The sequence below is a fragment of the Neisseria sp. HMSC055H02 genome (assembly GCF_001813335.1).
GTDB classification, from domain to species: domain Bacteria; phylum Pseudomonadota; class Gammaproteobacteria; order Burkholderiales; family Neisseriaceae; genus Neisseria; species Neisseria sicca_C.
The window spans coordinates 92,028-115,109 of record NZ_KV812063.1; the positions used below are offsets into that span (position 1 = coordinate 92,028).

Here is a 23,082-nt window from a genome sequence, read left to right on the forward strand (position 1 = left end):
ATTTATCCAGCGGGGTCGTCTGAAAGCTTGATTAGATGGGGAGCAGGCGATTTTAGGGTAGCTGCGCTGTCTGAAATAAAGGCCGTCTGAAATCGTGTTTCAAACGGCCTTTTGACATAGTTTACGACAAGGATGGATTAGAACTTGCTTTTGATGTCGTCAATCAGGTTTTCGGCTTTTTCTTTTGCCTCGTCAACCAGATGTCCTGCTTCTTCTTTGCCTTTTTTCAATACGTCGCTTGCTTTTTCCTCAATGTCGGCGGCAACTTCTTCGACTTTGCCGATGTCTTGTTGTATTACGCCTTCTGCTTGGAGTTTGGAATCGTTTAATAGTTCTCCGGCTTTTTCTTTTCCATTACCGCTGATTTGGTCTAATTTGCCGCTCGAGCCTTCTTAATGATAGCAACGTTTGGAAAAATTCAACGGACAAGGTTCCAAGCCATTTTTATGGCAATCAGCAGCAGCATGATACCGAAGGAGATTTTGAGCCGGCGGGCGGGGAGTTTGTGCGCGGTTTTGACGCCGAGCGGAGCAAAAATCATGGTGGCGATGCTGAGGATGGCGACGGCGGGTAAATAGAGGAAGCCGCCGGAGCCGTGTGGCAGGTCGGGAACGTTCCAGCCGGTAACGAGATAGCCGATTGTGCCGGTGAGCGCAATCGGCCAGGCGAGGCCGGAGGATGTGCCGATGGCGCGGTGGGCGGGGAAGTTGCAATACATCAGGAAGGGGACGGACAGCGAGCCGCCGCCGATGCCGACCCAACTCGAAGCTGCGCCGAACAATGTGCCGACCGCGCTTAAGCCGGGTAGGGCGGGCAGGTGGCGCGAGGCTTTGGGTTTGGAGTCTGTCAGGGTTTTGAGGGCGATAAGGGTTAGGAATGCGATAAAGAAGATTTGCAGGGCGCGGGTAGGCATGTATTTGGCGGTTACCGCGCCGATCAGTACGCCGAATATCATGGAGGGGGTCATACGGCGGACAGTCTGCCAGTCGATGGCGCTTTTTTTGTGCTGCGCGTACATGCTGGAGAAGGTGGTGAATACCATGACGGCGAAGGATGTACCGATGGCGAGATGTTGGGCGTAGGGGTGGCTGCTGATGCCTTGCAGTTGCAGTGTCCACAAGACGACAGGGACGACCAGGGTACCGCCGCCTACGCCGAACAATCCCGCAATAAAACCCGCCGCGCTTCCGACGGCGAGCAGGGCGAGGATAATATCCCAAGTCCACATTTTTCAGACGACCTTTTTGGTTTTACGGCGTTTTTTCAACCAGCGCCATACCGCCATGATGTAGCCGGATAGGCTGTAACCTAGGAAAAACAGAAAAAGTACAAGCGAAGGTTTCCAGTTGATGAGCAGCAAGACCAACACGGTAAGCACCATGCCCATAAACGGGACTTGGCGGCGGATGTTGATTTCTTTAAAGCTCCAAAACGGGATTTGGACAATCATGGAAATGCCGGCGAAAAGCGTGATGCCCAAAGCCCACCAATGCACGCCGGGGAAGCGTTCGATGCTGTGGTTGACCCAAATCAGGCCGACAATCAACGCGGCGGCGGTCGGACTGGGAACGCCGATGAACCAGCGTTTATCGACTTTGCCGATAAGCGTATTGAAGAGGGCGAGGCGCAGGGCGGCGCAGGCGCAGTAGATGAAGGCGACGGAATAACCGATTTTGCCAAACTGCCAAAGCTGCCATTTATAGGCAATCAAGGCGGGCGCAACGCCGAAACTGACCATGTCGGCAAGGCTGTCGAGCTGTTCGCCGAACGCGCTTTGGCTGTTGGTCAGCCGTGCCACGCGACCGTCCATGCCGTCGAGCAGCATGGAGAGGAATACTGCAATCGCCGCCGTCTCATAACGCCCGTGCATGGATTGGGTGATGGCGAAAAAGGCGCAGAACAACGCAGCGATGGTAAAGGAGTTGGGCAGCAGGTAAATACTGTTCCGACGCAGAGAATTGCGCGGCGGGATTGGCGGTTGGTTTTGCATGTTGTCCATAATCGTTTGATGATGCAGTACAAAGCAGATGGAGGGATTATACCGTATTGAGATGAAAATGATTCCGGAATGTGCAGGAGGTCGTCTGAAAATGTGTGAACACAACTGGGTTTGTTCACTTTCAGACGACCTTTTTACCGAAATATGAGTTTTGCTGTCTTTCTAAAAACAGGAACAATCAGTCGTAAATTGCCATATTTTTATCAAATCCGAACAACCAAACAACAGCGTGTAACGTGGGCTTTGCCCGCGAAAATCATGATTGGCCCGCGGACTCGGCATTCATGCCATATCGGCGAAAGGGATTCGTGAGGGACGGGCCGTCTGAAAACAGGCGGATCAAATTTTGTCAAAGCAAATGTTCAAATAATAAGCGCAAAGAAAAAGCATCAGAACCGTCATTCATCCGGATTTTTGGTTTTCGGAAGGATTCGGAACGCCATTATTCCAAATCTCCGGATTCATACCTGCGCGAGAATAACGGCAAGGGCGGTTTCTATTTTAATCGACCCTGTTTTCAGACGACCTTTTTCATTCAAGCCGACGATTAATCAAACAATTCCCGCTGCGCCTGCTCTTTGGTCACGCGCACGTCGGTTTCGCCGTCGGCAAAAGTGATGTGCAGTTTCTGCCCTTGCTTCAAAACATCGGCGTTGCGGATGACTTGTCCGCGTGTGTTTTTGACGACGGAGAAGCCGCGCTCCAGAATCTGCTGCGGCGAGACGGCTTCGAGCAGGGCGGTTTGGGCGGTCAGGCTTTGTCGGCGGTGGGCGAGCAGTTGGCGGAAGGCGTGCGACGAGGTCGTCTGAAAACGGTCAATGTCTTGCCGGTAAACGGAAATATCGGGACGGCAATGTTTCAGGGCTTGGGTTTGGCGTTCGAAACGGGCGGTGTGGGCGCGGACGTTTTGCGTCATCGAGTAGGACAGGGTTTGCGCCAGTTTGTGGATGTAGGTGCGCTGTTCGCCGAGTTTTTGGCGCGGGTGGCGGATTTGCCGCGCGAGCCAGTCGAGCTTTTGGCTGGCATCGAAATAGCGTTGTTCCAAAACGGTTTTCAGACGACCTTGGGCTTGGGCGAGACGGTGTAACGATTCTTGGCGGTTGGGGCTGACCAGTTCCGCTGCGCCGGTCGGTGTGGGCGCACGTACGTCGGCGACGAAATCAGCAAGCGTGAAATCGGTTTCGTGTCCCACGCCGCTGACGACGGGAATCGCGCAGGCTTCGATGGCGCGCACAACAGGCTCTTCGTTAAACGCCCACAAGTCTTCAATGCTGCCGCCGCCGCGACAGACAATCAACACATCGCATTCGGCGCGTTGCGATGCGGTTTTGATCGCTTGGGCAATCTGAAACTCGCTGCCCGCGCCTTGAACGGCGGTCGGATAAACGATGACGGGAATTTCGGGCGCACGGCGTTTCAGGGTGGTAAAGACATCGCGCAATGCCGCCGCCGCCAGACTGGTTACGATGCCGATACATTGCGCTCGGGCGGGTAAAGGTTTCTTGCGTTCCGCCGCAAACGCGCCTTCCGCCTGCAACTGTGCCTTCAGCCGCTCGTAGGCTTCGTAAAGCTGTCCCAAGCCTTTGAGCCGCACCTCGTTCACCGTGATCTGAAATTCGCCCCGCGCCTCGTAAATACTGATTTTGCCCGCCACTTCGATATGGTCGCCTTCTTTCAAAGGTTTCGCCAAACGTGCCGCCGCACCCTTGAACATCGCGCAACGCACCTGCGCGCGGCTGTCTTTGAGCGAGAAATAATAATGTCCGCTGGCGGCACGGGTCAGGTTGGACACTTCACCCGCAATCCAAAAGCCGGCAAGATGGTCTTCCAGCAAGGCTTTGGCGAGGGCGTTGAGTTCGGATACGGAAATGGAGGAGGGCGCGAAGAGTTCGGACATCGGGAGGGCGGGAAGAAATGGGGAAAGGTTGGATTATAAGGGGTTTCGGGCGGCATTTGTGCGGAAAGGGCCGTCTGAAAGAAGTCTTTGCCGGATATTATTTTAATAGTATATTGTCAACCTCTAAACGAAAACATTACGGGATACTGTTATGAAACATATTTTGATTGATTTTGAAAACGTCCAACCGGAAGCATCGCAATTGAGCGGAGTGAGTGAAGAAAACTGCCATATCTGGCTTTTTCTGGGAAAGCTGCAACAAAAAACTTTATCGGTGGAGCTTTGCGAAGCCTTATGCAGGTTTGGGAAAAATGTTCATTTCGTACGGATCGCAAAGACAGGCAAAAATGCTTTGGATTTTTATCTTGCCTATTATTTAGGCAAGATTACGGAACGGGACAAGGAGGCATTGATATGCATTCTTTCGAGGGACGGGGGATTTGATGTTTTAGTCGAACATTTGGAAGATGCGCATTTGTGTAAGGGTATTGTCAGATTGGGAAGTTTGGAGGATGCAGGGAAGAATGAGGAATTGTTATTGGAAATGAAAAAACAACAGATAGGACAAGAACCTAATCTTTCAAAGGATAAGCACTCCGCCGAAGAAGCGGAAATTGTGTATTCTGAACCTGTTGCTTTACATCAATCTCCTACATTTATTAATTCATGTGTACGAAAGGTAATTGCAGCATTAATTCCGCCCAGTGCTTTCAGACCGACCGTTTTTCACAATTTGGAATCGCGCTTGCATTCTGTTTTGTATCAAGAATTAATCCCCTTTAATCAAGAACAACAAAATGAAATAGTTGGGAAAATTATCCAAAGTATGCTTAATAAAAAACTGATTTCGTTCAATCCTGATACTAATTTTGTGAATTATCACATTAGCAGTAATGATATTTTAGAGAAGTTGACGTGCAAGCTGATTGAATCAAAAAGTAAAACGGTACAGGGCGCTAGAAATGTTCTGCGTTCGCAATCTAAAATATTTTGTTTGGAAGTGGAAGAAAATACATTAGATGATATTTTAAAATACTGCGAATTCCAGCAATTGATACGTATCAAAGGCGACAAGATAGAATATGCCCCTTTCCCTTTGGAGATTCAAATTCCGAAACGGATTGATATTATCAGCAAAGAAGAAGATATTAAGATACTGAATGCAGTACAGAAATTTTTTAATAAGTCAGCTAAAAATAAACCAAAAACCAAAAAAGCAATAATCAATTCTTTCAAATCCATTCTGAAATTATCGGATAACCATATTGAAAAATTAATTAATGTGCTTGTCAGTCAGAAAAAATTTTCTATTGATAATTTAGGGAAAGTGAACTATCCAAAAAAATAAGGTTTGCCTGTTTTGGATATTTCCCTTATCCCATACCCCAAAAGATGCCCGAATGCCCAAACTCCATCAAATCATCGAACGCCATTGGCAACGCCCCAATCCGTTTTTATCTTTCCTGCTCAAACCCTTATCCATACTTTTCGCCAAAATTGCAGCAAAACGGCGCGATGATTTCGTTTCAGGCCGTCTGAAAAGCGAAAAGCTGCCCGTGCCTGTGGTCGTGGTCGGCAATATCCATGCGGGTGGGACGGGGAAAACGCCGATTGTCGCCGCGCTGGTGTCGGGTTTGCAGGAAAAAGGCGTCAAGGTCGGCATCATCAGCCGGGGCTACGGGCGCAAGAGTAAGGCGGTTCATGTATTGAATGCCGAAAGCCGTGCGGAAGATGCGGGCGACGAGCCTTTGCTGCTGTTCCGTAAAACCGGCGCACCGACGGCGGTGGGCAGCAGCCGTGCGGAGGCAGGCAGGGCGTTGCTGGCGGCGCATCCCGATATCGGGCTGATTGTAGCGGACGACGGTTTGCAGCATTACGCCCTGCGGCGGGATGTGGAAATCGCGGTGTTTCCGGCCGCAGATACGGGGCGCACGGATTTGGATCTGCTGCCCAACGGCAGTTTGCGCGAACCTTTGTCGCGACTGGATTCGGTGGATGCGGTCGTCGTCAGCGGAGGCAAGGCGGATGCGTCGTTTGTGCCGTCTGAAAATATGTTTCACAGCCGTATCGAAACGGGACAGATTTACCGTTTGAACCAGCCGTCCGAATTACTGGGTACAGGTCGTCTGAAAAACCAAACCGTCGCCGCCGTGGCGGGTATCGCCAAGCCGGAGCGTTTTTTCGATTCACTGCAGAACATGGGCATCACCTTGAACCAAACCGTCGCGCTTCCCGACCATGCCGACATTGCAGCGGCAGATTTTCCCAATGCGGATGCGGTGATTATTACGGAAAAGGATGCGGTCAAGTTTTCAGACGACCTCAATCTGAATCATGTATGGGTGTTGCCCGTTTGTGCGATAATCGAACCTGATTTGGCGGAATTTGTTTCAAAAATGTTAGAATCTAAACGCTTATAGATGTTTCCCGGATGTTTTAAAACAGTTTCAAACAACGTAATAGGAGAGAATGATGAAATTGAAATATTTGCTGGTTTTTTGTGCAGCTTTATTAACTTGCGCTCAAAATGTGGTTGCCAAAAAAAGGGCAAGGCCGAGTGATAGTGCTGCGGGTAAATTTCTGGAAATCCAAGGCATAAACAGCTATTACGCAGATAAGTTAGAAAGCTCTTTGGAGATGGTGGATAAAGAAATCAATGCCCGTTTGTTGTCTATGACTCCTTTAACTCAAAAAGGAAAGATGCGGGCATTGATAAGCCGCTATATTGAAGATATGCATGCCGAATTGACCCATCCGGAGATGGAAAGACAATGGCTGAATCAAGAAAAGCGCGCCGTACAAAAACTATTCACTCAAGAAGAAGTCGATGTGATCAACCGGTTTTTCTCTTCAGCCCAAGGGAAAAATATTTTGAAGAAGATAAGAAACCGCCAACGGCGCAGCGGAGGCATTAGAAATTATTTGAGCCGCTCGGAAATTGAGAAGATTTCCGAAGCATTTGGAGATGGTGCCGGGAAATCTGCACTTGGAAAAATAGAGCGGTTCGATAAGCTGAATGATAAAATTATCCACAGAACTTTGAGCGATAATTTCAGCAGTGCAAGCGATAGATATACGCCTGCTTTTGAGGAACAGGCACATCGTCTTTTGAGCAAAGGCAATAAATTTTTACCGAAATTTTTCAAATAACGCTTCGGTCGTCTGAAAATATTTATTTTTTGTTGAAAGGAAAAGAATGATGAAACTGAAAACCTTGTTATTGCCCCTCGCCACCTTTGCATTGTGTGCCAACGCATTTGCCGCTACACCCAGCGACGCGTCGCTGGAGCGTTGGTTGGATACGCAGAATTTTGACCGGGATATGGAAAAAAATATGATTGACAGTTTCAATATTGGATTTAAACCATATGCAGATAAAGCCCTTGCCAAAATACCGGAAGCGAAAAAAGAGCAAATGGCAAAAGCTATTGACCGTTATCGCGAAAATGTTTTGAGAGATTTGATAACGCCCGAAGTGAAACAAACTGTCCACAATACTTTATTAAAGCATGCTAAATCGACATACACGCAAGAAGAAGTTGACAGCATGATTGCCTTTTATAGTTCGCCTGTCGGGCAGACTGTTGTTGCCAAGAGGCCTCTTATGCTCAATCAAGCGATGAGTGAAATATCGACGTTTGGATTTGCATTAACAGAAAAAGCTGTACAGCGTCATATGCCTGAATTTGCGAAAGAGATACAAGGTATCATGTGTGGCGGCAAAAACCCTGATACAAGCTGTAAACAAGCCAAACAGGTTGGGAAAAAGCATAAGAAATAAATTATAGTCGTCTGAAAATATTTCAGACGACCTCCAATTTATCAAACGAAAGAAACCCATGGAAAAAAAATTCTTAGACATCCTCGTCTGCCCCGTTACCAAAGGCAGGCTGGAATATCATCAGGACAAACAAGAGTTGTGGAGCCGTCAGGCGAAGCTGGCTTATCCGATTAAAGACGGCATTCCCTACATGCTGGAAAACGAAGCACGCCCGTTGAGCGAAGAGGAACTCAAAGCATGACCGAATTCGTCGTATTGATTCCGGCGCGGCTGGATTCATCGCGCCTGCCCGGAAAAGCCTTAGCGGACATCCACGGCAAACCGATGGTCGTGCGCGTTGCCGAACAGGCGGCAAAAAGCAAAGCGGCGCGCGTCGTCGTTGCCACCGACCATCCCGATATTCAGACGGCCTGTCAGGCGCACGGCGTCGAAGTCGTCATGACTTCAAACCGGCACGAAAGCGGCACGACCCGCCTTGCCGAAGCCGCCGCCGCGCTGAAGCTGCCGCAACATCTGGTGGTCGTCAACGTACAGGGCGACGAGCCGCTGATTGCCCCCGAACTCATCGACCGCACCGCCGAAGTCTTGGTGGAAAACAACGTGCAGATGGCGACCGCGGCGCACGAATTGCACGATTTCGACGAATTTATGAACCCCAACGTCGTCAAAGTCGTCCTCGACAAAAATCGCAACGCCATCTACTTCAGCCGCGCCCCGATTCCGTATCCGCGTGATGCCATGCGCGCCGAAAAACGCGAATTGCCCGCCGAAACCGCCGTCCTCCGCCATATCGGCATCTACGCCTACCGCGCCGGTTTCTTGCAACGCTATGCCGAAATGAGCGTCTCGCCGCTGGAAACCATCGAATCGCTGGAACAACTGCGCGTCCTGTGGCACGGCTACCCGATTGCCGTCGAAACCGCCAAAGAAGCCCCAGCCGCCGGCGTGGATACGCAAGAGGATTTGGACAGGGTCAGGGCTGCGTTTGAGGTCGTCTGAAAACTGGTAAGTTTCAATAATTCAACCTCCCTCTTTCTTTGGAAGAGGGTAACCGTGGCGAGGGCTTAACTCTCGCCATGGATTATGGAAAACGAGTTCAATCATTCAAAAAATTTGAAAATAAAAATAGGAAGAACAATGAAAAATAATAAATATTCTAAATTTAGAAATTTAAATGATGGAAAAGATGATGATGATTTTGAAAATTTTTGGAAGAAAAATAAACATACAAAAAGTATTTTTGAAAATTCAGAACTTTTTGCGCAGAATTATAAAAAGTTTAATGATGTCGATGAGTGTGTTTATTTGGTTGATAAATTCATTAGCAAAACCTTAACGGATAAAATCTATAATGAAAAACAAGAAAACGTTATTTGTTGTTTTTCTTCTAGTAAAATTATAGGTACTTATGGAGAAGAGTTGATGTGGGCTCATTATGCCAATAGCTCAAAAGGTATAAGAATTGACTTTACAATTGATAAGGAGTTTGAAGATAAATATGTTAAGAAAGTAGAATATAAGCCAAAAAAACAATTTAATAATGGTGCACAATTAGAAGAAGAATTAAATAATAATAAGTTAGAAAATATAATGTGTCGTAAAAGCAAAGCTTGGACATATGAGAAAGAGCATAGGGCAATTTTTCATAAAGATGGTATTCCTTTGGAAGAAGGGAAAAAGCTTGAACCTTTCATTTTTCCAATAAATATTAAGGCAATCACTTTTGGCCGTGGTTGCGGTTTTTTTCCTGATAAAGAATCTGGTGCAGGATCATATGATTTTAAGCAAGAACAGGAGAATGCTGAAAAGTATATTTTAAAAATTGCAAGCTTTATTTATAAAGTTCTGAAAGAAAGTAATAAAAATAAAGGTATTATGCCAGAATTTTATCGTTACAAAGATAAATATTCGTTAGAGACGGTTAAAATAGAAGAGGATAAATTATTAATAGAAATGAAAAAAATACAAAATAAATCACAAGATAAAATACAGAAACTAAATCAAGAAATAGTTCAGTTACAAAAAGAAATAATTGATTTAGAAGAAGAAATAGATAATTTGAAAAAAAGCTGAGCAGATAACCTGAAATAAACACTAAACCCGATAATCCGTTTTACCCAAAACACCGACAGAAAGCCCTTTATGACCGATTTACGCCATTTGAGCCGCGAAGAGCAAAAACTGCTTGCCGATGTTGCCCTGCTGGTTCAAAACGACGACCAAGAGTTTAACTATGAGATGTTGAAAGCCGCCGCGCCGGATGAAGCCAGCGGCGAGTTTTGGTTCCGTATGGCGGAAACGCTCAGTACGCTGCCGCCGAACCGTTCGCTGGATTTGCGTTTGAACGGGGGCAGGCTGACAGTTGCCGTGTCGATTTTGTCGGTTTTGCTGCAAGACAGCCCTGAGATTCCGCAGCTTTGGGCGCAAAAGGTGATTGCACTCAACTACTTGGCACACGGGCATCAGACCCGCGCGCTCGGTTTGGCGCAGCAGGCGGACAAGGCGGCGGAAGCCAACGAGGAAGAGTATCTGGCGAAGACTTTATCGCAAAACCTGCTTTCCACTTTGAAAGACGCATTGGAGCGTTTTCCCGAAGACACATGGTTTGCCGAAATGCGCGATGACGCATGGAAACATTTCGGCGCGGAACAGGCCGTCTGAAGTTTTGAACGATAAACGCAAGCCGTGTAAAATCATTTGAATCACGTTTCAAATCTATATCACTTAATAAGAAGGAACACCCATGAAAGTATTATTGTTAGGCGCGCCGGGCGCGGGCAAAGGCACTCAGGCACAATTCATCACCGCTGCGTTCGGCATTCCGCAAATTTCTACCGGCGATATGCTCCGCGCTGCGATTAAAGCAGGCACGCCGCTGGGTTTGGAAGCGAAAAAAATCATTGACGAAGGCGGCTTGGTGCGCGACGACATCATCATCGGCATGGTCAAAGAGCGCATCGCGCAAGACGACTGCAAAAACGGTTTCCTGTTCGACGGCTTCCCGCGCACGCTGGCACAAGCCGAAGCGATGGTTGAAGCGGGTGTGGATTTGGACGCGGTCGTTGAAATCGACGTACCCGACAGCGTGATTGTCGACCGCATGAGCGGCCGCCGCGTCCACTTGGCTTCCGGCCGTACCTACCACGTTACCTACAATCCGCCCAAAGTCGAAGGTAAAGACGACGTAACCGGCGAAGATTTGATTCAGCGCGACGACGACAAAGAAGAAACCGTCAAAAAACGCCTTGCCGTGTACCACGAGCAAACCGAAGTGCTGGTCGATTTTTACAGCAAGCTGGAAGGCGAACACGCGCCGAAATACATCAAAGTTGACGGCACTCAGCCGGTGGAAGCCGTGAAAGCCGAAGTATTGGGCGCATTGGGCAAATAAATCGAAAAGGTCGTACCCACGGGCAGGCTTCGCACTCTGAAAACAGAAAATCAGGTTTTCAGACGACCTGTTTTTGACAAACAGCGTGTTGCAACCGAAAAATAATCATTCGGCGTCATTCCCGCGCAGGCGGGAGTCCATTTCTGAATTTGGGCAATCGCTGTTTAAATCTGATGAACTGAGTTTTATCAATGGATTCCCGCCTGCGCGGGAATGACGGCTGATGTACCGGTTCAAATTTATCCGAAACAGTTTGTCGGGGGCTTGAGTCCGCGTAGGTGGACATCAATGCCCGACCTACGGTTTGAATTTACGTTGTTACTGCGAAAAAGACGATAAAGGTCGTCTGAAAACCCGAAACGAAAACACCATGAATCCTTTAATCACCGACTTCCAAACTCCGCCACAACGTACCCCCGTTATCGTTGCCCTTGATTTTGCCAACGAAAAAGACACGCTCGGATTCGTCCGCAACCTTGATCCGTCGTTGTGCCAAATCAAAATCGGCAAAGAGCTGTTTACCGCGACGGGGCGCAGTTTGGCGGAAAGCCTGATTCATCAGGGTTTCAAACTCTTTCTCGATTTGAAATACCACGACATTCCCCACCCCGTCGCGCAAGCCTGCAAAGTCGCCGCCGACATGGGCGTGTGGATGGTCGATATGCACGCATCGGGCGGCCGCCGCATGATGGAAGCCGCCGCCGAAGCCGTTGCCGGATACGGTACAAAGCCGCTCTTAATCGGCGTAACCGTGTTGACCAGTATGGAACAAAGCGATTTGGCGGAAATCGGTTTGAACATCGCCCCTGAAGAACAAGTCATCCGCTTGGCGAAACTGGCGCAAAGTTCGGGCTTGGACGGCGTGGTCTGCTCCGCCCAAGAAGCCGCGCCACTGCGCCGCGAATTGGGGCAGGATTTTGTCTTGGTCACGCCCGGCATCCGTTTGGACGTTGCCGGCAACAACGACGACCAACGCCGCATTATGACACCAGCCGAGGCATTGGCAGCGGGTTCGACTTATCTGGTGATGGGCCGCCCCGTTACCCAAGCCGCCGATCCGGTAGCCGTATTGCGCGAAGTGAACCGCGTGGCGAACGCTTAAGGTCGTCTGAAATATGAGAGCCATCGTCATCGGGGCAACCGGCGCAACAGGCAAATCCCTGTTGCCCTTGCTGACAGCACATTCGGAAATCGAGCGTATAGACTGCTTCGGACGCAGAAATCCCGATTTTTCCCGTCCCAAGCTGTACGCTCATCAGATTGATTTTGCCCGGATTGAAACATGGCGTGATGAAGTGCAGGGAGATGTATTGTTTGCCTGCTTGGGTACGACTTTGAAAGCGGCAGGCAGCAAAGAGGCGCAATGGGCTGTTGATTACGAAGCGAATCTTGAGTTTGCCAAAGCCGCACGAGAAAACGGCGTGAATACCTTGGTTTTGGTTTCCGCTTCCGGCGCCAATGCCGCTTCACGCCTGTTTTATCAAAGGATGAAAGGCGAATTGGAGCAGGCATTGATTGCTTTGAACTTTCCGCATCTCATTATTTTCCGTCCGCCATTGCTGATTCGTCCGAATAGCGACCGCTTGGGCGAAAAAGTCGCCAAACGGATTTTGTACGGACTCAACCGCATCGGTCTGCTGAAAAACCAACGCCCGCTTGCCGTTGAGACATTGGCGCAAGCCATGCTGAAGGTAGCTTTGAGACCGCCTGAACATTCAGTGCAGGTATATGAACCTCAAGATATTTTCAGACTTTCGGACGGATAATCCGAATACGCAGTTTTGCAGAAAATTTTAACAACGGAGCCAGTATGGTTACCAAGTTCCAACAAGAAACCCTCAAATCCCGTTTCGCACAAGCCAAAGTCCTTGTCGTCGGCGACGTGATGCTCGACCGCTATTGGTTTGGCGACGTGTCCCGTATTTCGCCCGAAGCCCCCGTGCCGGTGGCGAAAATCGGACGAATCGACCAACGCGCGGGCGGAGCGGCGAACGTTGCGCGCAACATCGCTTCGTTGGGAGGTAAAGCAGGACTGTTGTCGGTAACCGGCGACGACGAAGCCGCCGACGCGCTCGACGCGCTGATGGCGCAAGACGGCGTCGCCTCCTATCTGATGCGCGACAAACAAATCGCCACCACCGTCAAACTGCGCGTCGTCGCCCGCAACCAGCAGCTTATCCGCCTTGATTTTGAAGAACATCCCAACCGCGAAGTGTTGGAGCAAATCAAGCAGAAATACCGCGAAGTATTGCCCGAATACGACGCAATCATTTTTTCAGACTACGGCAAAGGCGGCCTGTCGCACATCTCCGATATGATAGATTGGGCAAAACACGCAGGTAAAACCGTATTAATCGACCCCAAAGGCGACGATTACGAAAAATACGCCGGCGCCACGCTGATTACGCCCAACCGAGCCGAATTGAAAGAAGTGGTCGGCAGTTGGAAAAACGAAAGCGAGCTGACCGAAAAAGCGCAAAACCTGCGCCGCCACCTCGATCTGACCGCCGTTTTACTGACCCGCAGTGAAGAGGGCATGACCCTGTTCAGCGAAGGCGAACCCATTTACCAGCCCACCCGCGCCCAAGAAGTTTACGACGTATCCGGCGCAGGCGACACCGTCATTGCCGGAGTGGGCTTGGGGCTGGCGGCAGGCTACACCATGCCCGAAGCCATGCATCTCGCCAATACTGCCGCCGGCGTCGTCGTCGCCAAACTCGGTACGGCGGTTTGCTCGTTTGCAGAGTTGAACAAAGCATTGGAAGAGCAGTAATTTCTTTTTCAGACGACCCCATCTTTCCAAGGTCGTCTGAAACGAGTGCAACGAGTTTCGCCAAAACCAAAAAACAAAGGAAACCCAATATGACCATCATCGTAACAGGCGCGGCCGGCTTTATCGGCAGCAACATCGTCAAAGCCCTCAACCAACGCGGCATTACCGACATCGTCGCCGTCGACAACCTGACCCGTGGCGAAAAATTCAAAAACCTTGCCGAGTGCGAAATCGCCCACTACCTCGACAAACACGAATTCATCCGTCAAGTGCGCGGCCATCTTCTGCCCTATGAAAACATCGAAGCCGTCTTCCACCAAGGCGCGTGTTCCGACACCATGAACCACGACGGCCTCTACATGATGGACAACAACTACCAGTACACGCTCGACCTCCTAGACTGGTGTCAGGACGAACGCATCCCCTTCCTCTACGCCTCCAGCGCCGCCGTGTACGGCAAAGGCGAAATCTTCCGCGAAGAGCGCGAACTTGAAAAACCGCTCAATGTGTACGGCTACTCCAAATTCCTGTTCGACCAAGTATTGCGCCGCCGCATGAAAGAAGGCCTGACCGCCCAAATCGTCGGCTTCCGCTACTTCAACGTTTACGGACAACACGAACAACACAAAGGCCGCATGGCATCCGTCGCCTTCCACCATTTCAACCAATACCGCGAACACGGTTACGTCAACCTGTTCGGTGCCAACGACGGCTACGGCAACGGCGAACAGACCCGCGACTTCGTCAGCGTCGAAGACGTCGCCAAAGTCAACCTCTACTTCTTCGACCATCCCAATCTCTCCGGCATCTACAACCTCGGCACAGGCCGCAGCCAACAGTTCAACGAACTCGCCGCCGCCACCGTCAACGCCTGCCGCGCCGCCGAAGGCAAATCTGAATTGAGCTTAAAAGAGCTGATAGAAGAAGAACTTATCCGCTACATCCCCTTCCCCGACGCGCTCAAAGGCAAATACCAAAGCTTCACCCAAGCCGACATTACCAAACTGCGCGAAGCCGGATACAAGGAAGAATTTTTGGATGTCAAAGCAGGCGTCGGGCGCTACGTCAAATGGATGCTGGAAAATTTGGCTTAATTTGAAATGCGTATGAAAGAGGTCGTCTGAAAACTCGGATTTGAGGTTTTCAGACGACCTTTTATTGAACTGCCACTTTATTCAGCGATATAGGGAAACGATGGTTTTGGCGGCTTTGACGCAGCTGTCGACATCGGCGACCAAGGCGATGCGGACGTAGCCTTCGCCTGGATTGCCCCATTCGGTATCGCGGGCGAGGAAGCGGCCGGGAAGGACTTGGATGGCGGCTTTTTGCCATAGATTTTTGGCAAATGCCAAATCGTCGCCATCGGGGACTTTCAGCCAGATGTAGAATGATGCGTCGGGCAGTTTGACATCGAATACCTGCTGCAAAATGGGGACGACGCGGTCGAATTTTTCCTGATACAGGCGGCGGTTGGCGATGACGTGTTCTTCGTCGTTCCATGCGGCGATGCTGGCGCGTTGAACGGGGATGCTCATCGCGCTGCCGTGGTAGGTGCGGTAGAGCAGGAAGTTTTTAAGCAATTCGGCATCGCCTGCGACAAAACCGGAACGCAGTCCGGGGACGTTAGAACGTTTGGAGAGGCTGGTGAACATAACGATATTGCGGTTGCCGCGCCCTAATTGCGCTGCCGCCTGTAAGCCGCCTATGGGTTTGTTGCCGTCGAAATAGATTTCGGAATAGCATTCGTCGGAAGCGATGATGAAACCGTATTTGTCTTGCAGATCAAAGATTTCTTGCCAGTCTTCCAGTTGCAGGACGCTACCGCTGGGGTTGTTGGGCGAGCAGACGAACATGACTTTGGTGCGTTGCCATACGTCTTCGGTGATGCTTTTCCAATCGGGCTTGCAGGACGGGGCAGGGCAGTTGGCAAAATGGATTTCGCCGCCGCCGAGAATGGCTGCGCCTTCGTAGATTTGGTAGAACGGGTTGGGGCTGAGAACGACGGGTTTGAGGTCGTCTGAAACGGGGTTTAAGACGGTTTGAACGAAGGAAAACAAGGCTTCACGGCTGCCGAGTACGGGCAGGACTTCTGTATCGGGGTTGACGGTCAGTCCATCGTAACGGCGTTGCAGCCAGTCGGCGCAGGCTTGGCGCAGTTCGGGCAAGCCTGCGGTCAGGGGGTATTTTTCCAGTTCGTGCAGCGAGGCGGTCAGCGCATTGGTGATGACTTCGGGGGTAGGGTGTTTCGGTTCGCCGATATGCAGGTGGACGGGGACGGCGCCTTCGGGAGGGTTAACGCCCTGCATGGCTTCGCGCAGGCGGGCGAATGGATAGGGTTGGAGCTGGTCGAGTAGTGGGTTCATGGGTGTTCCAAATGTCTATCGAGACGGTCATCTTAGCATTTTTTATGCGGATTTTGTTGACAATGTATCCATAGAAAGGGAGGCAGGATGAAGGTCGTCTGAAAACTGTTTTCAGACGACCTTTGGAGAAGAACATGATTTGCCAGCAATAAAAAAGGGCATATTGAAATATGCCCTTTTTTAGCGTTCATCTGCGGATATGAATTATTTGGCTGCTGCGGGAAGAGTGCCGTTGAGCAGATATTGGATGGTTTCTTGCACCGTGCGGATGGCGTTGCCAAACGGCAGCGGGTCTTTACCTCGGAAAAACAAGCCTTTATCGACTTCGCCACGGAAGGCGGCGGAGAGTTGGATGTCAATGCAGAATTGTCCGGCTTTTGCCAAACCGTCGCGCAGGCCGCAGCTGGTCAGACAGTTCAAGCCTTGCGTACAGCGGCGCGGGTCGGCTTTGGCATTGGCTTGCAGCTTGGATTCGCGCTTGATGTAGCTGTCCAGGAATTTGGTGCGCACACCGCGTGCAGGCAGTCCGGCGACGGACATAAATTCGACAACATGCTCGGTTTCCGCGCCTGCCAGCGTTTTTTTGAAGTTGATGTGGGCATCGCCTTCTTCGGTAACCGCAAACGCCGTGCCGATTTGGACGGCAGACGCGCCCCAGTTTTTCAGCGCGGTTTTGACTTTTTCAAAGTTCGCCATGCCGCCGGCGAGGATGAGCGGGATTTTTTCGCTTTCAAGACCTAAGTTCTTGAATACTTGGAAAGTTTCTTCGATGACGCGTTTGAATTCAAACTTGGCATCGTTCACACCGGCTACGCTTGCCGCGCCCAAGTGTCCGGCAGCGTGTGCAGGATGTTCGATAACGATGGCGTCGGGCAAAACGCCTTTTTTCATCCAGCGTTTCAATACGATACCGATACCGCGCGATTCGGACAAAATCGGGAACAGGGCGACATCTTTGTGATAACCCTCGGTCATTTCGGGCAAATCCAGCGGCAATCCCGCGCCCATCACAATCGCATCCGCCCCCGATTCGCAGGCCTGGCGGACGTAAGCGGCGTGGTCTTTGACGGCTTTCATGACGTTGACGGCAATCATGCCTTTACCGTTTGCGTCGGCTTTGGCTTTTTGGATTTCGCGGTCAAGCGCGGTGCAGTTGAGTCGGGTGTATTTTTCTTCGCTTGGATTGATTTTGGATTCGGCGAGCAGGTCGTCATGCAGGTGGCGCAAATCGACGCTGGCAATCGTGCCGACACCGTTTTCGCGGGCGACCGCGCTGGAGAGTTTCGATGCGGAAACGCCCACGCCCATCCCGCCTTGGACGACGGGAATCAATGATTTGCCTCGGATGTGCAATGGGTCGAAGTTGTTTTGCATGTATGGGTTCCTTGATGGTTGCGGGTGGTGTTCTTAATAGACGGGTATCTGTATCGAGGTTGCTTTTATCGGCTAAATGATACCTGTTTTAAGATTTTAGGAATTATACTCTAATCAAATGGGAAATTAGAGTTTTAATACAGTTTCTTTGTTAAAATAATCTTAATATATTGTTAATTAGGAAATTATTGTTTTGAGTGTTGGCGGTGTGCTGCGGCATTTTTGGGACGAATGTGTCGCTTAAAAATCGAAAAGGCCGTCTGAAAACCTGATTGGGCGTTTTCAGACGACCTTTGCTTTGCCGGTAACGGTTCGGGCTGCTTACGGACGGTTGGCTGCGATATGGTAGCGCGTTTCAAATGCGGCTTCTTCTCCTGCATCCAGCTTGATTAACCCTAAGCCGTTATTGAAACAGTCGGGTGCGCCGCTGAGGTTTTCGATAGCGATGGTGTCGCGGGTCGATGGGGTGAAGATTTGCAGGTAGGGATAGGATGCGTCGGGGTAAATGCTCAGGGTCAGTCCGTTGCCTGAAAGCGTACAGGCGGCGGGTTTGCTGCGTGCCAAGACAAAGCTGTTGTCCAATTCGATGCCTGCCAAGCTTGAGGTCGTCTGAAAACGGGTATCATCGATCATGCTGCCGTCGGGAACCAAATCGGCATCGAAACCCAGGCGTTTGCTGCTGTCGATTTCCAGTGACCAATCGTCGGTTTTGCCGCCGAGTGTGAAATAGGGGTGCCAGCCGTCTGCGAGCGGCATGGCGGTTGCACCTTGGTTGCGGACGGTAGAGCGGATGCTTAAGCCGTCTGCGCTGAGGCGGTAGCGGACGGTCAGGCTGAAGGGGAAGGGATAGCCGCTGTCGTCTTGTGCGTAATCTGCGCGGATTTCGACTTTGGCGGATTGGTCGTCGGCATGGCTGTTGACGAGGGCGAACTCGCGGTCATACATCAAGCCGTGTGCCGCGTGTTCGGCGAGTTTGAATTTGCCGCACTGATATGCTTTGCCGTCAAAGCTGTATTTACCGTAGCGCAGGCGGCAGGCGTACGGGCTGAGTTTGCCGCTGCGGAACCATTCGGTCAGGCTTTCGCGGGCGTGTTGCGGGGTGTCGTAGGCTTTGACGATGTTGAACCACGTGCCGTCGGGGCGGCGGATTTCGTAGCGGTTGAGCAGCCCGCCGTAGAGATAAATTTCCGCACGCAAATCGGGGGATGCGAGCAGCAGGCGGTCGTTGTCGGTTTTGAGTGTGAACATGAAGCGGCTCCTGATGGTGGTTGAGGCAGGGTGTATAAAAGGTCGTCTGAAAAGTTTTCAGACGACCTTTGCGGTCAGGATTTCTTCCGGCGGCGTTCGCCCGGCAGCAGCATGTCCGCCCATTTGATGATGTTGGCGACTTCGGCGGGGTTGAGTTCGTAGAACTGCCCGCGTTTGAGGCGGTTGGGCAGGCCGATGGGGCCGAAGCCGACGCGCACGAGGCGACTGACGGTGAGGCCTTGGCTTTCGAATATGCGGCGTACTTCGCGGTTGCGGCCTTCTTTAATCACGACGTTGTACCATTTATTTGCACCTTCGCCGCCTTGTTCGTAGATGCGTTCGACTTTTGCCAAGCCGTCTTCGAGCATCACGCCTTCTTCGGTGAGGCTGCGCATTTGTTCGGTGGTCAGCCCACCCAGCACGCGCACGGCGTATTCGCGTTCGACTTCGAAGCTGGGGTGGGCGAAACGTTGGACGAGTTCGCCGGAGGTGGTCAGGATGAGCAGGCCGCTGGTGTTGATGTCCAAGCGTCCGATGGCGACCCAGCGGCTGCTGGCGGCCTGCGGCAGGCGGTCGAAGATGCTGACGCGGCCTTGCGGGTCGTCGCGGGAGACGATTTCGCCTTCTTGTTTGTAATACAGGATGATGCGGGGCAGGCGATCCGCCCATTTGAGTTTGATGATGCTGCCTTTGACGGTAACGTGGTCGTCGGGGGTGACTTTGTCGCCCAGTTGCGCGGTTTTGCCGTTGACCGTTACCCAGCCGTTGTTAATCCATTCTTCCATTTCGCGGCGGGAACCGACGCCGGACGCGGCAAGCACTTTTTGCAGGCGTTCGGGTTCCATGCGCGATAGGTCGCTGCGGCGCTCTTTCAAATCGCGCGCGCGTTCCATGATTTTTTGGTTGGGATTGCGGACGACGAGTTTTCTGGCTTTGGCGGCGCGCTGTTTGGGGGCGTTTTGCAGCTTGAGGTCGTCTGAAACTTTTTGTCCGTAAGGTTTGGAAGCGGTTTTGCGCGTTTCGTCTTTGGGACGGGCTTTGCTTTTGAAAGGTTTGGCGGTTTTCTTGGCAGACGGGGCTGCGCCGTCGCGCCATTGGCGTTTGCTGGTGGGTTGCTTGGACATGGGGTTCTCCTAACGCGTTTCCTGATGATCGGAACGGTTCTTCTGCGGCGGTGGCGGCAGGATAAGTTACGGATAAAAGGCCGTCTGAAACGAATGAAACGAGTTTTGTTAAAACGTTTTTATATTTCAGACGACCTTTTGCTGGAGTCGGGATTTTACCCTATCGGCTTGAAGCTGTGGAAAGTTTAAGGCGACAGCCGCTCGCGTATCCAGTTGCCGTCGACCAAGCGGTATTGGATGCGGTCGTGCAGGCGGCTGGGGCGGCCCTGCCAGAATTCGATGCGGTCGGGGATGACGAGATAGCCGCCCCAATGCGGCGGACGCGGGACGTGCAGCGGGTGTTTCGCGCCTACGGCAGCGGCTTTGGCAACCAACATCGCTTTGCTCGACAACACTTCGCTTTGCGCGCTTGCCCATGCGCCGATGCGGCTGGTGTAGGGGCGGCTGTCGAAATATTCGTCCGAAGCGGCGGCATCCAGTTTTTCGATTCGCCCTTCAACGCGCACCTGCCGCTCCAGCTCTGGCCAGAAAAATGTCATGGCGGCAAACGGATGCGCGTCAAACGAGCGCCCTTTGTGGCTTAAGTAATTGCTGAAAAACACAAATCCCTGCGGATTGACTTCTTTCAGCAGCACCATGCGGCTGTTCGGCCTGCCGTCTTCGCCCACGGCGGCGACGTTGACGGCGGTCGGCTCGTTGACTTGCGAATGAATCGCCTCGTTCAGCCATTGCTCGAACTGGACAATCGGGTCGGCATGGCATTCCGATTCCGACAGTTCGCGCTTGCTGTAATCTTCGCGGATATTGTGCAAATCCATGATGTCCTCCGATACTCACGTTTATTTGAATGAATCATACCCCGTTTTTTCAGACGACTCCAACGATAGGGAGGGGGAATATGTGTATAATCCGCGTCAAATCAAATGAAACGGAAAAAAATCATGCGAACCGAAGTCGAAATGAAAATCCTCAATCCGAAAATGGCGGACAAACTTCCCGCCTACGCCACGCCCGGTTCTGCCGGACTGGACCTGCGCGCCTGTTTGGACGAAGCCGTAACCCTGCAACCGGGCGACACCTATCTCGTTCCAACCGGCCTAGCGGTTCACCTTGCCAATCCCGACTACGCCGCCGTTTTGCTGCCGCGTTCCGGCCTGGGACACAAACACGGCATCGTCTTGGGCAACTTGGTCGGACTGATCGACTCGGACTATCAGGGCGAACTCAAAGTCTCCGTGTGGAACAGGGGCAAAGAAGCGTTTACCATCGAACCGATGGAACGTATCGCGCAAATGGTCATCGTTCCCGTCGTCCAAGCCTCGTTTAAAGTCGTGGACGAATTTGCCGCCAGCGAACGCGGCGAAGGCGGCTTCGGCAGCACGGGCAAGGCGTAAACCGCCTGTTCACATATAAAGGTCGTCTGAAAACTTGCGATGCGGGTTTTCAGACGACCTTTTTGCCGTATTTGTATTGCAGGCTGAAATTGATAGAACATGCAGTATTGGTTACAATTTCGTTTCTTAAAATTTTTTAACGTTTGAAAACGTATAGAAAGACTGTAATGGCTGAAACAATGAAAAAACAGGTGGACTCGCCTGATTTGGTGTACGGTTTGGAAGACAAACCGCCATTCGGAAATGCCTTATTAAGCGCGATAACGCATCTTCTGGCGATTTTTGTGCCGATGATTACGCCCGCGCTGATTGTGGGCGGCGCGCTGGAATTGCCGGTGGAGATGACGGCGTATCTCGTGTCGATGGCGATGGTGGCGTCGGGTGTCGGCACTTATTTGCAGGTCAACCGCTTCGGACCGGTCGGTTCGGGGATGCTGTCTATCCAGTCGGTGAATTTCTCGTTCGTTACCGTCATGATTGCGCTGGGCGCTGGTATGAAAGAGGGCGGATTGACTAAGGATGCGATGATTTCGACGCTGTTGGGCGTATCGTTTGTCGGCGCGTTTTTGGTGTGTTTCTCGGCGTGGCTTTTGCCGTATTTGAAAAAAGTGATTACGCCGACGGTCAGCGGCGTGGTCGTGATGTTGATTGGTTTGAGCCTGGTACACGTCGGCATTACCGATTTCGGCGGCGGCTTCGGCGCGAAGACGAGCGGCACGTTCGGCTCGATGGAAAACTTGGGGCTGGCGTCGCTGGTGTTGCTGATTGTGTTGATATTCAACTGCATGAAAAACCCGCTGTTGCGCATGAGCGGTATCGCGGTCGGGTTGATTGTCGGCTACATCGTCGCGCTGTTTTTGGGCAAGGTGGATTTTTCCGCGCTGCAAAACCTGCCGCTGGTTACGCTGCCCGTACCGTTTAAATATGGCTTTGCTTTTGACTGGCACGCATTTATTGTGGCGGGCGCGATTTTCCTGTTGAGCGTGTTTGAGGCGGTCGGCGATTTGACTGCGACGGCAATGGTGTCCGACCAGCCGATTGAAGGCGAGGAATACACCAAACGCCTGCGCGGCGGCGTGTTGGCGGACGGTTTAGTATCGGTGATTGCGACGGCTTTGGGTTCGCTGCCGCTGACCACCTTCGCGCAAAACAACGGCGTGATTCAGATGACCGGCGTGGCTTCGCGCCATGTGGGCAAATATATTGCCGTGATTTTGGTGCTGTTGGGTTTGTTCCCCGTGGTCGGACGCGCGTTTACGACGATTCCGAGTCCGGTTTTAGGCGGCGCGATGGTTTTGATGTTCGGCTTGATTGCGATTGCGGGCGTGCGGATTTTGGTCAGCCACGGTATCCGCAGGCGCGAAGCGGTAATTGCGGCAACGTCGGTCGGTTTGGGCTTGGGCGTGGCGTTTGAACCGGAAGTGTTTAAAAACCTGCCTGTCTTGTTCCAAAACTCCATTTCCGCCGGCGGCATTACGGCAGTTATCCTGAACCTGCTTTTGCCGGAGGATAAAACCGACAAAGTCGTCAAAATCGATACCGAGGGGTTGGAGCATTAAGTTTAAAGCGTAAACGAAAAGGTCGTCTGAAATTTGATTTTCAGACGACCTTTTTGATAATCCTATTACATAAATATGACATTCGTGGAATAATCCGAAAACTTTAAAAGCAGGCAACAATATGATTAAAAACAAGAAAATAATTTTGTCGATTTTAACTTCAGTTATCTTGTCCTCAA

General features: G+C 51.3%; 23 protein-coding genes and 1 pseudogene. 15 read left to right on the plus strand and 9 right to left on the minus strand.

From position 1 onward, the window contains the following. Positions 1–137 precede the first annotated feature (137 nt). The 4 genes and pseudogenes from HMPREF2907_RS01110 to xseA form a co-directional block, all read right to left on the minus strand. Positions 138–383: pseudogene (locus tag HMPREF2907_RS01110) on the minus strand (CsbD family protein); the annotation flags it as partial. A 35-nt stretch (positions 384–418) separates the two neighbouring features. Further along, the gene (locus HMPREF2907_RS01115; protein ID WP_070679199.1) at positions 419–1,228 is read right to left on the minus strand and encodes a sulfite exporter TauE/SafE family protein; all 810 of its coding nucleotides are present in this window, start codon (positions 1,226–1,228) and stop codon (positions 419–421) included. A gap of 3 nt (positions 1,229–1,231) precedes the next feature. Continuing rightward, positions 1,232–1,999, minus strand: coding sequence for a CDP-diacylglycerol--serine O-phosphatidyltransferase (gene pssA / locus HMPREF2907_RS01120; RefSeq protein ID WP_039407180.1), 768 nt, complete (start codon positions 1,997–1,999; stop codon positions 1,232–1,234). A gap of 547 nt (positions 2,000–2,546) precedes the next feature. Further along, on the minus strand, positions 2,547–3,896 hold the full coding sequence (gene xseA, locus HMPREF2907_RS01125) for an exodeoxyribonuclease VII large subunit (RefSeq protein ID WP_070679200.1): 1,350 nt from the start codon (positions 3,894–3,896) through the stop codon (positions 2,547–2,549). 151 nt (positions 3,897–4,047) lie between these two features. Between xseA and HMPREF2907_RS01130 the strand changes: the two genes are divergently transcribed. The 13 genes from HMPREF2907_RS01130 to rfaD all read left to right on the plus strand — a co-directional run bounded on the left by HMPREF2907_RS01130 (position 4,048) and on the right by rfaD (position 14,935). Continuing rightward, positions 4,048–5,244 (plus strand): PIN domain-containing protein, encoded by a 1,197-nt coding sequence (locus HMPREF2907_RS01130; protein ID WP_070679201.1) that lies wholly within the window; start codon positions 4,048–4,050, stop codon positions 5,242–5,244. A gap of 52 nt (positions 5,245–5,296) precedes the next feature. Further along, positions 5,297–6,316: a tetraacyldisaccharide 4'-kinase gene (lpxK, locus tag HMPREF2907_RS01135; protein WP_070679202.1), complete on the plus strand. Its 1,020-nt coding sequence runs from the start codon at positions 5,297–5,299 to the stop codon at positions 6,314–6,316. A 49-nt stretch (positions 6,317–6,365) separates the two neighbouring features. Next, a complete protein-coding gene (locus tag HMPREF2907_RS01140) occupies positions 6,366–7,046 on the plus strand; it encodes a DUF2059 domain-containing protein (protein ID WP_318258966.1) in 681 nt (226 codons plus the stop codon). Positions 7,047–7,095: 49 nt separating this feature from the next. Further along, positions 7,096–7,677: a DUF2059 domain-containing protein gene (locus HMPREF2907_RS01145; RefSeq protein ID WP_070679222.1), complete on the plus strand. Its 582-nt coding sequence runs from the start codon at positions 7,096–7,098 to the stop codon at positions 7,675–7,677. A 58-nt stretch (positions 7,678–7,735) separates the two neighbouring features. Then, positions 7,736–7,918: a Trm112 family protein gene (locus HMPREF2907_RS01150; protein ID WP_002238882.1), complete on the plus strand. Its 183-nt coding sequence runs from the start codon at positions 7,736–7,738 to the stop codon at positions 7,916–7,918. After that, positions 7,915–8,676, plus strand: coding sequence for a 3-deoxy-manno-octulosonate cytidylyltransferase (gene kdsB, locus HMPREF2907_RS01155; protein WP_003743970.1), 762 nt, complete (start codon positions 7,915–7,917; stop codon positions 8,674–8,676). The genes HMPREF2907_RS01150 and kdsB overlap by 4 nt, the downstream gene beginning before the upstream one ends. A 138-nt stretch (positions 8,677–8,814) precedes the next feature. Further along, a complete protein-coding gene (locus tag HMPREF2907_RS01160) occupies positions 8,815–9,750 on the plus strand; it encodes a DUF2971 domain-containing protein (protein ID WP_070679204.1) in 936 nt (311 codons plus the stop codon). A gap of 69 nt (positions 9,751–9,819) precedes the next feature. After that, positions 9,820–10,338: a hypothetical protein gene (locus tag HMPREF2907_RS01165; RefSeq protein ID WP_003776841.1), complete on the plus strand. Its 519-nt coding sequence runs from the start codon at positions 9,820–9,822 to the stop codon at positions 10,336–10,338. A gap of 82 nt (positions 10,339–10,420) precedes the next feature. Further along, complete coding sequence (gene adk, locus HMPREF2907_RS01170; RefSeq protein ID WP_002232195.1) at positions 10,421–11,068, plus strand: adenylate kinase; 648 nt, start codon at positions 10,421–10,423, stop codon at positions 11,066–11,068. 370 nt (positions 11,069–11,438) lie between these two features. Beyond that, positions 11,439–12,170 carry an orotidine-5'-phosphate decarboxylase gene (gene pyrF / locus HMPREF2907_RS01175; RefSeq protein ID WP_070679205.1) on the plus strand — a complete coding sequence of 244 codons (732 nt, stop codon included), beginning with the start codon at positions 11,439–11,441 and terminating at the stop codon, positions 12,168–12,170. A 13-nt stretch (positions 12,171–12,183) separates the two neighbouring features. Continuing rightward, positions 12,184–12,834 (plus strand): NAD(P)H-binding protein, encoded by a 651-nt coding sequence (locus tag HMPREF2907_RS01180; protein ID WP_070679206.1) that lies wholly within the window; start codon positions 12,184–12,186, stop codon positions 12,832–12,834. A gap of 44 nt (positions 12,835–12,878) precedes the next feature. Next, complete coding sequence (gene hldA / locus HMPREF2907_RS01185; protein ID WP_070679207.1) at positions 12,879–13,841, plus strand: ADP-heptose synthase; 963 nt, start codon at positions 12,879–12,881, stop codon at positions 13,839–13,841. A gap of 89 nt (positions 13,842–13,930) precedes the next feature. Continuing rightward, positions 13,931–14,935, plus strand: coding sequence for an ADP-glyceromanno-heptose 6-epimerase (gene rfaD / locus HMPREF2907_RS01190; RefSeq protein WP_070679208.1), 1,005 nt, complete (start codon positions 13,931–13,933; stop codon positions 14,933–14,935). Positions 14,936–15,016: 81 nt separating this feature from the next. Here the strand turns inward: rfaD and dapC are convergent, their stop codons facing one another. The 5 genes from dapC to pdxH all read right to left on the minus strand — a co-directional run bounded on the left by dapC (position 15,017) and on the right by pdxH (position 20,768). Next, positions 15,017–16,204 (minus strand): succinyldiaminopimelate transaminase, encoded by a 1,188-nt coding sequence (dapC, locus tag HMPREF2907_RS01195; protein WP_070679209.1) that lies wholly within the window; start codon positions 16,202–16,204, stop codon positions 15,017–15,019. 204 nt (positions 16,205–16,408) lie between these two features. Beyond that, positions 16,409–17,578: an NAD(P)H-dependent flavin oxidoreductase gene (locus tag HMPREF2907_RS01200; protein WP_070679210.1), complete on the minus strand. Its 1,170-nt coding sequence runs from the start codon at positions 17,576–17,578 to the stop codon at positions 16,409–16,411. A 321-nt stretch (positions 17,579–17,899) separates the two neighbouring features. Then, a complete protein-coding gene (locus tag HMPREF2907_RS01205) occupies positions 17,900–18,826 on the minus strand; it encodes an aldose 1-epimerase (protein WP_070679211.1) in 927 nt (308 codons plus the stop codon). A gap of 74 nt (positions 18,827–18,900) precedes the next feature. Continuing rightward, on the minus strand, positions 18,901–19,950 hold the full coding sequence (locus HMPREF2907_RS01210) for a pseudouridine synthase (RefSeq protein ID WP_070679212.1): 1,050 nt from the start codon (positions 19,948–19,950) through the stop codon (positions 18,901–18,903). 185 nt (positions 19,951–20,135) lie between these two features. Then, positions 20,136–20,768, minus strand: coding sequence for a pyridoxamine 5'-phosphate oxidase (gene pdxH / locus HMPREF2907_RS01215; protein WP_070679213.1), 633 nt, complete (start codon positions 20,766–20,768; stop codon positions 20,136–20,138). A gap of 123 nt (positions 20,769–20,891) precedes the next feature. Here pdxH and dut point away from each other — a divergent pair, with 123 nt between their 5' ends. Both dut and HMPREF2907_RS01225 read left to right on the plus strand, forming a co-directional pair. Continuing rightward, the gene (dut, locus tag HMPREF2907_RS01220) at positions 20,892–21,344 is read left to right on the plus strand and encodes a dUTP diphosphatase (RefSeq protein ID WP_070679214.1); all 453 of its coding nucleotides are present in this window, start codon (positions 20,892–20,894) and stop codon (positions 21,342–21,344) included. Positions 21,345–21,511: 167 nt separating this feature from the next. Further along, positions 21,512–22,903, plus strand: coding sequence for a nucleobase:cation symporter-2 family protein (locus tag HMPREF2907_RS01225; protein WP_003777829.1), 1,392 nt, complete (start codon positions 21,512–21,514; stop codon positions 22,901–22,903). Positions 22,904–23,082: the final 179 nt, after the last annotated feature.